We start from the raw sequence: 13,606 nt of genomic DNA, 5'->3' as shown, positions 1-13,606 counted from the left end.
ATTTGTTTCATAATTCGACATAATGTGGCCAATATGGACCGGTATTGAATGCGCTCAATACCCGATCTAACAAGATAAAGATCCAAACGGGACGACCACCAGGCCGAGCATGCTTGAGTTCGAGAATGTCAGCAAATCCTTCTGGACCGGGACACGGCGTAAAGTGATCCTGGACAATGCCTCGTTTCGGGTTGAACTTGGCAAATCGCTGGGTGTTCTCGCACCCAACGGCACCGGAAAGACAACTCTGATCAACATGATGGCGGGCCTTGAGAAACCAGATGAAGGTGTCATCCGGCGCGAGTGCCGGGTATCGTTCCCAATGGGGTTTACCGGTGGTGTCGCGCCGCGTTTGTCTGCGTTGGAAAACTCCCGATACATCGCCAATATCTATGGCATGGATCCGGACTATGTTGAGGCATATTGTAGCTGGCTATGTGGGCTGGGTGAGTACTTCAATCAGCCGCTCGGGACCTATTCCAGCGGGATGCGCGCACGTTTTACCTTTTCGCTCATGCTGGCGCTCGATTTCGACATGTACCTCATTGACGAAGGAATGCCCGCAACAACCGATGTCGAATTCAACAAGAAGGCTGGCGCAATCCTGCAGGAACGGTTGCGAACGACGACGCTTGTGATTGTCTCGCACAGCCCTAAGGTGCTGGAAAAATTCGCGCGGCAGGCCGCCGTCCTGCTCGACGGGCAACTCTACTTGTTTGATTCCTTGGAAGAGGCACAGCAACTCTATGACTACCAAACCCAAGGCTAAGAAATACAACCCCGACCGGTCGGAAAACACCGATGGATCGGCATCCGCGCGCTCGGATGCCATCAAGCGCATCCGCGAGGCGACGCAAACACCGGTAGAGGCGGAAGAGCCTCAGCCCGGCACTGAACTGGATGCGATCAAGCGCGAAGGGCTGACAGGCCGACAATTGCGTATTGCCCGCAGGCTGGCGCAAAAGAACGGGTTGGCAGCCACGTCAGACTATGATGCCGTACGCCTGCTACGAAAAAAAGGTATCGATCCGTTTCAGCGGGCAAACCTGCTGGAGCTTGCCGCAGCCAGCAATTCAAATTCAGATGAGAGCGCCGAGTCGCAGGACAAGGTTACGATCCATCTGCCGCAAACGGTGAAGGAAGAGCCGGAAAACCTTCCTGGGCCTGAACTGAGCCCTGCCCAGCGCCGCGAATTTGAGATCGGGCAGATCCAGAAAGACATCGCGCGCCGCCGCAAACGCAAACTGTTTACGCTGTTTGCGCGACTGGCCGTGTTTGTTCTCCTGCCGACGCTGGTCGTGGGCTATTACTTCTATCGCGTGGCAACGCCGATGTATGCCAGCAAGTCCGAGTTTCTGATCCTTCAAGCTGACGGCGGCCCCGGCGGCATTGGCGGGCTGCTGGCAGGGACGCAATTCGCGACAACTCAGGATTCGATTTCGGTGCAGTCTTTCCTCGAATCGAAAGAGGCCCTTTTGCTGCTGGATCGAGACGCCGGATTCACCGAAGTTTATCAACAGGATTGGATAGACTCGATTCAGCGTCTGGAGCCGGATGCAACGCTGGAAGATGCCTATAAGCTTTTTAAGAAAGTGATCACAATCGGATATGACCCAACCGAAGGCGTGATCCGGATGGAGGTGGCAGCGCCGGACCCGGACACGTCGACTGTATTCTCAGAGAAGCTGATCTCTTACGCCGAAGAAAGGGTCAATGCACTGTCGGAAAAAAAGCGCGCGGATCAGATGCGCGACGCGCTAGAGAGCTTTGAGACCGCCGAAGTGGAACGCAGGAACGCTCAGGAAGATCTGATCGAACTGCAACTACAGGGCGCGGTTCTGGATCCGGCAAACGTTCTGGCGGGGCTGCGGCAGCGCATCACCGAAATCGAGTTTCAGGTGCAAGACAAGGAACTGCAACTTGCCGCATTGCTGGACAATCCGCGCCCGAACAAGGCGAAAGTTGACGGTGTTCAGGCCGACATAGGCCGACTCGAAGCGGTGCTTGAAGAGTTGAATGCAGAAATGCTGGATGCGTCCGCTGGCGAAAACTCGCTTGCCCGTCTCAGTGTGCGCATTCAGATGGCACAGGCCGATTTGGCCGCACGCGATATGATGCTGCAAACCGCAATGCAACAAATGGAATCCACGCGAACCGAGGCCAATAGAAAGGTGCGCTATCTGACAGTCTCGGTGAACCCGATCCCCAGTCAGGAACCCAGCTATCCTCGCAAGTTCGAAAATACGATTTTGGCTTTCCTGGTATTTGCTGGTATCTACCTGCTGATTTCACTGACAGCGTCAGTCCTCCGTGAACAGGTATCTTCGTAAGACCCATGAAACATGTAAAAATCGCCGACCTGACGGTTGGCAATGACCTTCCGCTGACCATTATCGCCGGTCCCTGCCAGTTGGAAACTGCGGATCATGCCCAGATGATCGCTGGCACCATGAAAGAGGCCTGCGACGCAGCCGGGGCGCAATATGTCTTTAAGGCGTCATACGACAAGGCAAACCGTACCTCGTTGTCCGGCAAACGCGGGATGGGGATCGATGCGGGCCTAAAGGTGCTGGACAATATTCGCAAAACGATGGGCATCCCGGTTCTGACCGACGTTCATACCGAGGCGCAATGCGCATTGGCGGCGGATGCCGCAGACGTCCTGCAGATACCCGCCTTTCTTTGTCGGCAGACCGATATGTTGCTGGCGGCAGGTAACACGGGTGCGGTGATCAACGTTAAAAAGGGGCAGTTCCTTGCCCCTTGGGAAATGCAAAACATCATCACCAAGATCGAAAGCACCGGCAACCAGAAGCTTCTGCTGACTGAACGTGGGTCGTCTTTTGGCTACAACACGCTGGTCGCGGATATGCGGGCGCTGCCGATTATGGCGCAGACAGGTTACCCGGTGGTTATGGACGCCACCCACTCGGTCCAACAACCCGGTGGACAAGGCGGTTCATCCGGTGGTCAGCGCGAGTTCGCGCCTGTAATGGCGCGCGCTGCGGTCGCGGTTGGCACAGCCGCCGTCTTCATGGAGACTCATCAGGACCCGGACAATGCGCCCTGTGACGGGCCGAATATGATTTTTCTGGATCAGATGCCTCACCTGGTTGACACATTGATGCGCTTTGATGCGCTGGCAAAATCGAACCCTGTTGAAATTTAATAATTGAGATTTTCATGACCAAACCAATCCCTGAGGTGACACCCAACACCTGGAGCTTTCTGCGCGACCCGATGATCAAACCCACCGGGTTCCGCGAATATGACGCGCGCTGGAAGTACCCTGATGAGATCAACCTGCCCGGCATGACCGCTCTGGGCCTTGGCCTTGGCACTCAGATGCGCCGTCGCGGGATCAAACCCGTGATTGCGGTTGGAAATGACTATCGCGACTATTCACTCGCGATCAAAAATGCGCTGATCCTTGGTCTTGTTCAGGCGGGCATTCAGGTCAAGGATATTGGCCCCGCACTCAGCCCGATGGCCTATTTTGCACAGTTTCACCTGGATGTGCCCGCTGTGGCCATGGTGACGGCCAGCCACAATCCGAATGGTTGGACCGGGGTAAAAATGGGCTTTGATCGCCCGTTGACCCACGGCCCTGACGAAATGGCCGAACTGCGCGACATCGTCCTGAACGGAGAAAGTCAGGCGCATCCAGGCGGGTCCTGTGAATTTGTGGATGGCGTCAAAGAGGCCTATCTTGACGACCTTGTCGGGGATTTCAAAATGTCCCGACCTCTCAAGGTGGTGTGTGCCACCGGCAACGGCACCGCATCAGCCTTTGCCCCCGAGATATTCGAACGGATCGGCGTCGAGGTTGTGCCCAGCCACAATGCGCTCGACTACACATTCCCGAACTACAACCCCAACCCCGAAGCGATGGAGATGCTCCACGACATGTCCGACGCGGTAAAAGCCAGTAGTGCGGATCTAGCGTTGGGTTTTGACGGCGACGGTGATCGCTGCGGCGTTGTTGATGACGAGGGCGAAGAGATTTTTGCCGACAAGGTGGGCGTGATCATGGCCCGCGATCTGGCCAAGCTTCACCCCGGCGCAACCTTCGTGGCAGACGTGAAATCGACCGGTCTGTTCGCCAGCGATCCTGAGCTGAAGGCGAAGGGCGTAAAAGCGGATTATTGGAAAACCGGTCACAGCCACATGAAACGCCGCGTCAAAGAGATTGGTGCGTTGGCCGGGTTCGAGAAATCGGGGCACTATTTCCTCGCCGAGCCCATTGGGCGCGGGTACGATTGCGGCATGCGCGTCGCCGTTGAGATTTGCAAGCTGATGGACCGCAACCCGGGTCAGAGCATGTCTGACCTGCGCAGGGCACTGCCCAAAACCTGGTCCACCCCAACCATGTCGCCCTATGCCGCGGATACCGAGAAGTATGACATTCTCGCCCGGCTGGTCGACAAGCTGGTGGCCAAGGCCGAGGCCGGTGAGACACTGGCCGGTCGCCCGATCAAAGAGGTCGTGACTGTGAATGGCGCGCGGGTCATTCTGGACAATGGCAGCTGGGGTCTGGTGCGCGCATCGTCAAACACACCCAATCTGGTTGTGGTCTGCGAAAGCAGCGAAAGCGACGAAGAGATGCGGGCCATCTTCGCAGATATCGACGCCGTGATCCGGACCGAACCGGGCGTTGGCGACTACGATCAGACGATCTGATATGTCATGCGGGGCGTCTTTATGCGCCCCGCCCCTTATACCGAGCTTCAATTCCCGCCGAACAGCTTCAGAAGGCCTTTCTTGGCTTCTTCCTCAAGCTTGTTCTTAACGGCATCTTCAACCTGTTCGCTGTCGGTGATCGTGGTATCCAGTTCATTCCCGACCTTTTCTAGAACCTTGCTCTTTGCATCCTCTTCAAGCTCTTTGACCTTCACGTCGGCGGCGGCCTCAATCACTTTGGTCAGGTCGGGCTTGATAGACGGGTTGCTCCATGGCCCTATGATCCGCACCGGCACCGAAATTCCATTGCCCGAATTCGCGCGCAGGGCCACCGGCGTGAACACATAGTCGATATCGCGTGCACCTAACCCGACGCGACCCTTTCCGTCGGCACGAAAGTTATCCAGCTTCATCAGTAGATCGTTGTTTGTCAGATTCCCCTGATCCATTACAAAGCTTGCCGTCAGGCTGTTAAAGACGGTTGTGCCGCCCGTTCCCTGCCCACGTCCCATAAGGCGGTCGAGATCGAAACCCGAGATCACGCCCTGGCCGACATCGATGCTCCCCTTACCGCTGAGCGAGCGCATGATCTGGTCTTCGGTCTGACCAACCCCCAAAAACTCAAACGTCCCGGACCCGGACCCCGACAGACGTTCGATCCCACCCATCGTGCTAAGCGCCTGTTTGATATCGATACCCTTGGCGGTCAGGTTTCCCCCAACCGACAGCCCGTTTCTGTTATTGGCAACAAGCTGTCCGTTCAGCTGCCCTGCAAACAGACTCGCGGGATGCATTTCCAATACGGCGCGCGACCGGTCCAGCTTCATCGTCAGGTCGCTGGGCCCAAAGGTCATGCCCGGCACTGCGATCGAATTCGCCTTTAGCCGGATACTGCCATTGGCCAACGACAGAGCGGAGGCATCGATCGGGTCTGTTGACCACCCATCCGATGCCGCCGCACCACCGCCTGAGCCATTACCGGCACCTGCCGTCCCGGTCTGGGTCACGCTGGACAGGTCGAGATCGCCCGCATTCAGACGCGCGGTGAACTGAGGCGGGTCCGAGATGACGATGTCCGCTTCACCGTCAAAGCGATTACTGTCCAACAGCGCTGTGAACTCCCGCAGCGAAATGCGGCCATCGCTGGTATAGGTCATCTGACCCGACACATCGGCGACTTGCCCCAATCCCTGTGGCACCGAAACGCCCTCCTGACCAAAGGCGGTCAGCAGTTTTTCTGTGCTGGTGGTTTTGATATGCGTTTTGCCGTCCATTTCACCGGTCAGATTTACACGGCCCGAAAAACTGATATCTCCGCCGGGCGCAGTCATGCTCAACTCAAGCGGTGTGACGGCACCGGATGCGAAGGCAGGTAAATCGGGAATCGTAAGGTCGACATCTACCGAGCCCCCGGTCACCGGCATTTCTGCCGACATGTCCATCGGCGATGTGGTGCTGGGCCATTTGGCGGACAGATCGACATTGGCGAAATCCATCTTGGTTTCACCATTCTCGACATAAATCAGACGCGCGTTGGTCAGTTCCAACCGATCGAGGGTGATCGCGCCTGCCTCGGATGCTGCCACAGAGCCTGATGGTTCACTTGTGGAACCGGGGCCGGTCTCTGTCGCCGTCAGTTCCCAGTTTCCGCGCCCGTCGGACAACTCAAGCCGCAAAACGGGGTTGTCTGCCAGCAGCCTTCTAATGCGCAGGTCACCGCTCAACAGAGCCGAGGCATCAACGCCCACCGCCAGACTCTGCGCGCTGAGCATCGGGTCCGGTCCCGCCCAGGGCGCATTGCCGAAGGCAACCGGCCCGGTTTCCATCCCCAATACGGGCCAGAAGGAAAGATTGACATCGCCCGACAGCTTAAGCTCGCGCCCGGTCTGCGCCCGCACCTGTTCGGCCAGAATAGCGGCCAGTTTGTCGCCCGGCATCATCAGTAGCGCACCGATCACCAATCCAAATGCGGCAACCAGAATGAATACGATCCGTATCAACCACTTCATACTTTGCCCTCGCCTTTTTCGGCTTGTCTGCTCTGTTGCAAGTCAGCCCTGTCTACACAACATTTGCAAGGGGAAGCGTTCCCCACTATATGCCGCGCCATGACTACAAACCCGCCAAACCTCCGCCCTGACCTGGCCCCTGCTGCCCAGATCACCGAGACGCCCCGTTCTAACCAGCCCACCATTGGCATGGTTTCGCTGGGCTGTCCCAAAGCTCTGGTCGACAGCGAACGCATTCTGACCCGTCTGCGGGCCGAAGGGTACGGCATTTCGCCCGACTATTCAGGTGCGGATGCCGTGATCGTGAACACCTGCGGGTTTCTGGACAGCGCCAAGGCTGAATCGCTGGACGCAATCGGCGAGGCGCTGGTTGAGAACGGCAAGGTCATCGTGACCGGATGTCTGGGGGCCGAGCCGGAATACATACGCGAACATCACCCTCGCATCATGGCCGTCACCGGCCCGCATCAATACGAACAGGTGCTGGACGCGGTACATGCAGCGGTGCCACCCGACCCTGATCCCTTTGTCGATCTGCTGCCCGCAAGCGGTGTGCAGCTGACCCCGCGCCACTACAGTTATCTCAAGATTTCAGAGGGCTGTAACCACAAGTGCAAGTTCTGCATCATTCCCGGCATGCGCGGAAAACTGGCCAGCCGCCCTGCGCATGCCGTTCTGCGCGAGGCCGAAAAGCTGGTCGACAATGGCGTACGCGAGCTGCTGGTGATCTCACAAGACACCTCGGCCTATGGGTTGGATCGAAAATACGATGTGAACCCTTGGAAGGATCGCGAAGTTCGCAGCCATATCACGGATCTGGCGCGCGAACTGGGTCAGCTCGATGCCTGGGTTCGATTGCATTATGTCTATCCCTACCCGCATGTGCGCGAACTGATCCCGTTGATGGCGGATGCCGGCTGCAACGTCCTGCCCTATCTGGACATCCCGTTCCAGCACGCGCACCCGGATGTACTGAGGCGCATGGCCCGGCCTGCGGCGGCGGCCAAGACGCTGGATGAAATCGCCGCCTGGCGCGCGACCTGCCCCGATATCACGCTGCGCTCGACCTTTATCGTGGGATATCCCGGTGAAACCGAGGCCGAGTTCCAGACCCTTCTGGATTGGATGGACGAGGCTCAGCTGGACCGTGTGGGCTGTTTTCAATACGAAAACGTGGCTGGCGCACGCTCGAACGACCTGCCGGATCACGTTCCGGCCAAGGTCAAGCAAGAGCGCTGGGAACGCTTCATGGAAAAGGCACAGGCCATCTCTGAGGCCAAGCTTGCCGCCAAGGTCGGGCAAAAGATCGAGGTGATCGTGGACGAGGTCGACGAGGAAGCCGCCACCTGCCGCACCAAGGCAGATGCGCCCGAAATCGATGGGAACCTATTCATCGACACCGGGTTCGAGGCCCTCAAACCCGGCGATATCCTGACGGTCGAGGTGGACGAAGCTGGGGAGTATGATCTGTGGGGCACGCCCGTCTGACTGCCTTCAGATCACGCGAATACAAACGACATGGGCAAACTGTGAGCCAAGTTTATTGGCATTGTTCGCCCATCGGCCAAATCTAATACATGAAGTTACCCCCCACAGACAGGAGGTTTTCATGTTTCATATCAGAAAAATCATGCCAGCCTGCGCGGCTTTGATCATCGCCGCCTATATTGGCACCAGCCCCGCGGCTGCGCAATATCTCGAAAATGACTCGGCCGGTTTCATAAAAGTCGGGTCCACAAAACACGGTCTTCATCATCGCAGCGCGCACCACGTACACCGTCATTTCGTGCCGCCGACCGCAAAGCTTTATAAATCGAAACCGTCCTACTACGGCGTCGCGCCACACAAAGCCAAACGCCATCATGGCCACAAGCGGCATAAGCATCGTTTGCACGTGTACAAAAAGCCCAAGCATCACATATTGAAGTCATACAAACATCGATATGGATATAAGTATCGCAGGCACTGATCCGGCCGGATACCATCAGATCAGGCTGATCAGCACTACCAACCACGCCAGCCCCGCCGCCACCGCTGTAAGCGCCACGGCGGCGCTGGCAGCGTCCTTGGCCTGCCCGGCAAGGCGGTGATGTTCAGTGGATGTATGATCAACCGCCCGCTCAATGGCCGTGTTGAAAAGCTCGGCCACCAGAACCAGAACTCCCAGCGCCAAGATCAGTGCTCGCTCGCCAGCCGTCAGTGGCAGTCCTATGGCGCAGACGACTGAGATCAGGTTCAGCCAGCCCCAAACCCGGAACGAATACTCTTCGCGCCAGGTGGCAGCCAGCCCCTGCCAACTCCAGAGGGTGCGATCACGAAGACGTTGAAAGAAGTTTCGCATGTGCTCGCTCGTTCCTTGGGTCTGCCTGCCCGAAAACAAAACCAGCATTTTTGCCGGATGACCAGAAAAGAAAAACCGCCCTCAAAGGGCGGTGTATTCTCAGATCAGATGCAGGCGGCCCCCAAACAGGACCGCCTGCGGAATGCCTATTGTGTAACCGGGTTACAAACGGTCTGACCCGCTTCGGTTGTGGCCAGTTCATATCCTGCCGAGCAGCTCGGGGAGCCAAACTTGTCATAGTTGGGCTGCACATAAACCGGGGTCGGTTCTTCTTGCTGAGCGCAGGCACCCAATACAACTGCGGTGGCGCAAAGAGCGGCAAACTTGAGTTTCATGTCCATCAATCCTTTATTACTTTTCTGATATTGCCCAATTTTTCGGGGCCAAAAACAGAATACGTCCAAGGCGTCTTTCTGGCAACAGCCTCAATAACAAGCCTGTGATTTGAGGCGAAACCACGCCTGCGGAGGCCTCTCAAACAAAAAACCTCTGGATACCCGGCTTTTTATTCTCGCCAACCAGACTAAGCTACTATCTGACACCAGCCAAAGCGGAGTAGCCAGATGTCAGATGCACCTATTATTGCTCAAAAGTCACCCTTTCCGGTCGAAGTGACCGAGGGCAAAAGCTATTTCTGGTGTGCCTGCGGCAAGTCTAAGCGCCAGCCATTTTGCGACGGGTCGCATAAAGGCACTGAGTTTGAACCCGTAAAATATACGGCAGACTCTAGCAAAAAGGTCTTCTTCTGCGGATGCAAGCAGACATCAAATCTGCCGCTTTGCGATGGAACACACTCAAAGCTCTGACCCGTCTTATCTCAGATCGTTCAGCATGTCGGCGTTCACGCAGAAGTCGGGCGCAGATTTTGCTTGTGCCTGTTGCATCGACAACCAGACGGCACAGTTCTCACTGCAAGAAGCTGCACGGCAACGTGTTACCAAGCGGGCATAATCAGCCTCGGAAAGCCTGCCATCCGCCATCGCTTCGGTCATGGAAACGCCCATACAACGTGCCACGGATCGCGTGAGCCAAAAGTGCTTTTCGATATCGCCTAACGGAGCGCGGGCCATCAGTTCATCCGCGACTGTTCTGACTTGAGCGCAGCGAACCGCACACGATTTAAGCAGTTCTCCGGCGCCAGATCAGCGATTTCATTTTCACTCAACCAATCCGCACACCGACAGGCATATGTACAACCCCGGCACCGTTGAATAAGTTCTGCCCAGTCCTGCTGGCTCAGGTCGCCGCGGCGATGGGCCGCGACCAGATCGGTCCCCGTCGCCTGTCCCATCCGAAGGACAAGGCGCATATGTGTCATGATTTGCCCCAGCTGTATCATTTGCCCATTCTACCTATGGTATCAGGCTGTGCAGCAGTTCCTGATTTCTGCAGTATTCCGGTGCCTGTTCTGACGGTTTCTCATGCGCCAGAAACGCCTTGCAATGGTTGGGATTGGGACAATTCGTACAGCTTAGAACGGCGTCTGAAATCTCATCAACCGAGACCTGCCCACTAATCGCCGCCGCTTCCAGATCCACGCCCAGAGTCGTGGCCATTCGGTCAACAAGCTCGGCGTGGCGTCGTAACATCTCACGAGTCGGCATGCAGTTTCCTTTCCCGTCGCATAAGGAAAGGGTGCCACACAATGGCGCGCCTGCCTTTGATGCAAGTCAAAAGCCTGTTTTGGCCTGAGCCAGATAGGCGCGCGTCGCGTCCTGCACCCGGCGAAACCGGTCTCCGCCCAGCTTTTTTCCGCCATACCAGCGTGTGACGATGATGACGTGGTTCGTGACCTCGGCCCGCTCCATCATCCGAAGGATCACCATTGCGGCGCCACTTTCTCCGTCATCCGCCTTCAGCGCGCCCGTCGGCAGAACGGCAGCCCAGGTATTATGCGTCGCTTTAGCATAGCTCTTTTCGGACTTGAGTTCGGCAAGCACGGCATCCACATCATCGCGGCTTCGAACCTGAGCTCCGGTTACCGCGTATTTCGAACCCCGGTCGGTCAGAACCACCCCAAGCCGCGTCAACGCGGTCACCGGGTCAGCCCCAGCTCGGCCGCGGCCTGCAAGACCTCCTGCACCCGCTGCGCATTCGGAGGGTGGGTCGCCAGAAAACGATCGCCCGGGTCGGGAATGCGTTGAAAATACGCCATACCAATCAACGGATTATACCCGGCTGAATGCGTTATGCTCACGCCCATCCGGTCGGCCTCAAGCTCAAAGTCCTTTACATAGACCTGCACGCCGACATCGGCACCCAGCTTCTGCGCGGCTTCGATCTCGGCGGCATCGGCACCGCGATCACGCGCCAGTTCACCGAATATCTGTGCGCCTTCCTGCGAGTTTTGGGCCTGGCGGGCGATATGGCCAAGAACATGATGCGCCGCCTCATGCCCCATGACAAAAGCCATTTCATCCGCGTTCTGCGTCGACTCGATCATAGGTCGGGTAAAGATGATAAAGGGGCGCCCCTCGTCGTCCAGCGTCTGAAACGCGTTGGCCTCGGCGAAGGGGTCCGGATCAACAAGGATTCTGAACTCGCAGTTCATGTCACGTGTCTGCCGACGACATTCTGTGCTGGCGGCCCGTCCTACGGTCCAGCTGACCTCTTTGAAACTGGCAGCCTTCTCGCGCAAGCCGTCCGCGGAGGGGTTCCAGTACTCGACCGGGATAAAACCAGAACTGTTGGGGCTCAGGCCGCATGCTGAAACAAGCATGATCAGCAACAGAACGTAACGGGTCATTCCAGGTCCTTTCTTATCAAGCCCGAAGATGACCTTAGCGCGGCACCTTCGGGCTTTCCATCATGTCTTTGTCAGACAACGGGTTGCAATGCTGCTTTTGACCCGGCACTCTGATTTTATGTTTTCGATTGAGCATGAATTCGACTCGACAGTGATTACTCTGGTGGACGAAGGCCCGAAGCCTTTGCAAGAGGATATCGTCATCAACAGTTTTGCCGAATGCGTGACCCTTGAGCAGCTGGATCCGCGAACTGAACAGCTGCAAAAGATCACCCTGTCTCCCGAACAGGTGCGCGATCTTGCTGCCGCGCTGGATCTGCCTGAAGGCGTCTATCAGATACGCGAGACAGAGCCAAAGGACGAGTGATTTACCGCATGGTTATTCGGCCTCCAACAGCCTGACGGACAGGGCCCTGAAATCGTGCGGCCTTTGCGCCGAGGTCAGAGCCAGCGCGACTCTTTCACGCAAAAGAAATATGAACAATTTGCAAATCCCCTTGAAAACAGCAGACATCTGACCGAGATACACAGCGTTGATGTAAAGGAAGTTAACATATGTCCTTAAAGAGCCCGGCCGCGCTTGATTTTTTGATGACCCGCAGGTCTCGCCCCGCAAAAACGCTGATCGCCCCCGCCCCCGCGCGCGAGGAGTTGATGCCCTTGCTCACCGCAGCAGCGCGCAGCCCGGACCACGGCAAGCTTGAGCCGTGGCGCTTTGTCGTTCTGGAAAAGGGGGCGATGCCCCGCCTGGCCGCCCTCACCGAACAGCGGGGCGCTGCGCTGAACAAAACGCACGAAGAAATTGCCAAAGCCCGCAGCCAGTTCGACATGGGTCATCTGGCCGTCGCTGTCATCGAAGTGCAAAAGGCCTCGGACAAAGTGCCCGCCATTGAGCAGACCTATTCCGCGGGCGCAGCTTGTCTGGCGCTGCTGAACGCAGCACTTGCGGCCGGCTGGGGGGCGAACTGGCTTTCGGGCTGGCCCGCACATGATCGGATGTTCTGCAAAGACGGGCTGGGTCTTGCCGAGAACGAACGGGTCGTGGGGTTTGTCCATATCGCAACCGAAGGTAAAACCCCGCCCGAGCGCCCGCGCCCGGATGTCGCGGCGCTGACGGAATGGGTCTCGGAATGATCATCATACAGTCTTTCCTGAAGGCCCTGGGCCAGATCGGCGACCCGCGGTTTCGCAAAGTCCTACTGCTGGGAATCGCGCTGACATTCGCCCTTTTGGTGGCGGCCTATGCCGGGCTTTTGTGGCTGATCAACGCGCTGGTTGGTGATCAGGCCATGCTGCCCGTTCTGGGCGAAGTGACCTGGCTGAACGACCTGCTCAGTATCTCATCGTTTTTACTGATGATGGTACTGTCGATTTTCCTGATGGTGCCTGTGGCCTCTGCCATCACCTCGATGTTTCTGGATGAGGTCGCGCAGGCCGTAGAGGACAAGCACTACCCCACACTACCTCAAACACCACGCATCCCTTTTGCGGACGCGCTGCGAGACACGTTGAGCTTTCTGGGCGTGTTGATCGTCGCCAATTTGCTTGCGCTGATCCTTTACGCCATCTTCACACCGTTTGCGCCCTTCATCTTCTGGGCCATGAACGGATTCCTGCTGGGGCGCGAATATTTTACGCTTGCGGCCATGCGACGACTGGGTCGTGAAGGTGCGCGAAAACTGCGATCAAAGCACACGGTCACAATCTGGGTCGCGGGAACGCTGATGGCGATCCCGTTATCCGTGCCGCTGGTGAACCTTGTGATCCCGATTATCGGCGCCGCAACCTTCACCCACATCTATCACGGGCTGTCAGGAACCAGATCCTGAC

At 57.2% G+C, this 13,606-nt stretch carries 18 protein-coding genes; 9 read left to right on the top strand and 9 right to left on the bottom strand.

Going from position 1 to position 13,606, the window contains the following annotated elements; genetic code table 11:
- The first annotated feature begins 109 nt into the window (after positions 1–109).
- Genes ACR0I7_RS01040 through ACR0I7_RS01025 form a run of 4 tightly spaced genes read left to right on the top strand, consistent with a single transcriptional unit; the run spans position 110 to position 4,680 of the window.
- On the top strand, positions 110–769 hold the full coding sequence (locus ACR0I7_RS01040) for an ABC transporter ATP-binding protein (RefSeq protein WP_480507556.1): 660 nt from the start codon (positions 110–112) through the stop codon (positions 767–769).
- Positions 747–2,330: a KpsE/RkpR family capsule polysaccharide export protein gene (locus ACR0I7_RS01035; protein WP_480507554.1), complete on the top strand. Its 1,584-nt coding sequence runs from the start codon at positions 747–749 to the stop codon at positions 2,328–2,330. The genes ACR0I7_RS01040 and ACR0I7_RS01035 overlap by 23 nt, the downstream gene beginning before the upstream one ends.
- A gap of 5 nt (positions 2,331–2,335) precedes the next feature.
- On the top strand, positions 2,336–3,169 hold the full coding sequence (kdsA, locus tag ACR0I7_RS01030) for a 3-deoxy-8-phosphooctulonate synthase (protein WP_480507552.1): 834 nt from the start codon (positions 2,336–2,338) through the stop codon (positions 3,167–3,169).
- Positions 3,170–3,183: 14 nt separating this feature from the next.
- Positions 3,184–4,680 carry a phosphomannomutase/phosphoglucomutase gene (locus tag ACR0I7_RS01025; RefSeq protein WP_480507550.1) on the top strand — a complete coding sequence of 499 codons (1,497 nt, stop codon included), beginning with the start codon at positions 3,184–3,186 and terminating at the stop codon, positions 4,678–4,680.
- Between the two features lie 47 nt (positions 4,681–4,727).
- Here the strand turns inward: ACR0I7_RS01025 and ACR0I7_RS01020 are convergent, their stop codons facing one another.
- Complete coding sequence (locus ACR0I7_RS01020) at positions 4,728–6,689, bottom strand: AsmA family protein (protein ID WP_480507548.1); 1,962 nt, start codon at positions 6,687–6,689, stop codon at positions 4,728–4,730.
- Between the two features lie 99 nt (positions 6,690–6,788).
- Here ACR0I7_RS01020 and rimO point away from each other — a divergent pair, with 99 nt between their 5' ends.
- Complete coding sequence (gene rimO, locus ACR0I7_RS01015; protein ID WP_480507546.1) at positions 6,789–8,177, top strand: 30S ribosomal protein S12 methylthiotransferase RimO; 1,389 nt, start codon at positions 6,789–6,791, stop codon at positions 8,175–8,177.
- An 82-nt stretch (positions 8,178–8,259) separates the two neighbouring features.
- Here rimO and ACR0I7_RS01010 read toward each other — a convergent pair whose 3' ends face one another.
- From ACR0I7_RS01010 to ACR0I7_RS01000, 3 genes are all read right to left on the bottom strand, one after another.
- The gene (locus tag ACR0I7_RS01010) at positions 8,260–8,604 is read right to left on the bottom strand and encodes a hypothetical protein (RefSeq protein WP_480507544.1); all 345 of its coding nucleotides are present in this window, start codon (positions 8,602–8,604) and stop codon (positions 8,260–8,262) included.
- Positions 8,605–8,673: 69 nt separating this feature from the next.
- A complete protein-coding gene (locus ACR0I7_RS01005; protein WP_480507542.1) occupies positions 8,674–9,030 on the bottom strand; it encodes a diacylglycerol kinase in 357 nt (118 codons plus the stop codon).
- 146 nt (positions 9,031–9,176) lie between these two features.
- Positions 9,177–9,365 carry a hypothetical protein gene (locus ACR0I7_RS01000; RefSeq protein WP_480507540.1) on the bottom strand — a complete coding sequence of 63 codons (189 nt, stop codon included), beginning with the start codon at positions 9,363–9,365 and terminating at the stop codon, positions 9,177–9,179.
- A 228-nt stretch (positions 9,366–9,593) separates the two neighbouring features.
- Here ACR0I7_RS01000 and ACR0I7_RS00995 point away from each other — a divergent pair, with 228 nt between their 5' ends.
- A complete protein-coding gene (locus ACR0I7_RS00995) occupies positions 9,594–9,836 on the top strand; it encodes a CDGSH iron-sulfur domain-containing protein (protein WP_480507538.1) in 243 nt (80 codons plus the stop codon).
- A 6-nt stretch (positions 9,837–9,842) separates the two neighbouring features.
- On the opposite strand, the gene ACR0I7_RS00990 is transcribed toward ACR0I7_RS00995, so the two are convergent.
- The 5 genes from ACR0I7_RS00990 to ACR0I7_RS00970 all read right to left on the bottom strand — a co-directional run bounded on the left by ACR0I7_RS00990 (position 9,843) and on the right by ACR0I7_RS00970 (position 11,776).
- A complete protein-coding gene (locus ACR0I7_RS00990) occupies positions 9,843–10,100 on the bottom strand; it encodes a DUF6455 family protein (protein ID WP_480507536.1) in 258 nt (85 codons plus the stop codon).
- Positions 10,100–10,369: a DUF6455 family protein gene (locus ACR0I7_RS00985; protein ID WP_480507534.1), complete on the bottom strand. Its 270-nt coding sequence runs from the start codon at positions 10,367–10,369 to the stop codon at positions 10,100–10,102. Before ACR0I7_RS00985 ends, ACR0I7_RS00990 begins: the two co-directional genes overlap by 1 nt.
- Positions 10,370–10,382: 13 nt before the next feature.
- Complete coding sequence (locus ACR0I7_RS00980; protein ID WP_480507532.1) at positions 10,383–10,634, bottom strand: DUF6455 family protein; 252 nt, start codon at positions 10,632–10,634, stop codon at positions 10,383–10,385.
- 66 nt (positions 10,635–10,700) lie between these two features.
- Positions 10,701–11,069: a YigZ family protein gene (locus tag ACR0I7_RS00975; protein ID WP_480507530.1), complete on the bottom strand. Its 369-nt coding sequence runs from the start codon at positions 11,067–11,069 to the stop codon at positions 10,701–10,703.
- The gene (locus ACR0I7_RS00970) at positions 11,066–11,776 is read right to left on the bottom strand and encodes a M48 family metallopeptidase (RefSeq protein ID WP_480507528.1); all 711 of its coding nucleotides are present in this window, start codon (positions 11,774–11,776) and stop codon (positions 11,066–11,068) included. Before ACR0I7_RS00970 ends, ACR0I7_RS00975 begins: the two co-directional genes overlap by 4 nt.
- Positions 11,777–11,894: 118 nt before the next feature.
- On the opposite strand from ACR0I7_RS00970, the gene ACR0I7_RS00965 reads away from it, so the two are divergent.
- The 3 genes from ACR0I7_RS00965 (at position 11,895) to ACR0I7_RS00955 (ending at position 13,605) form a co-directional block, all read left to right on the top strand.
- On the top strand, positions 11,895–12,143 hold the full coding sequence (locus tag ACR0I7_RS00965; RefSeq protein ID WP_480507526.1) for a hypothetical protein: 249 nt from the start codon (positions 11,895–11,897) through the stop codon (positions 12,141–12,143).
- Between the two features lie 188 nt (positions 12,144–12,331).
- On the top strand, positions 12,332–12,910 hold the full coding sequence (locus ACR0I7_RS00960) for a nitroreductase family protein (protein WP_480507524.1): 579 nt from the start codon (positions 12,332–12,334) through the stop codon (positions 12,908–12,910).
- Positions 12,907–13,605: an EI24 domain-containing protein gene (locus tag ACR0I7_RS00955; protein WP_480507522.1), complete on the top strand. Its 699-nt coding sequence runs from the start codon at positions 12,907–12,909 to the stop codon at positions 13,603–13,605. Before ACR0I7_RS00960 ends, ACR0I7_RS00955 begins: the two co-directional genes overlap by 4 nt.
- The last annotated feature ends 1 nt before the right edge of the window (position 13,606 follow it).

Source organism: Ruegeria sp. AM1, from assembly GCF_056540745.1.
Note: the sequence above shows the minus strand (reverse complement) of the source record. Positions and strands in the feature narration are given on the sequence as shown.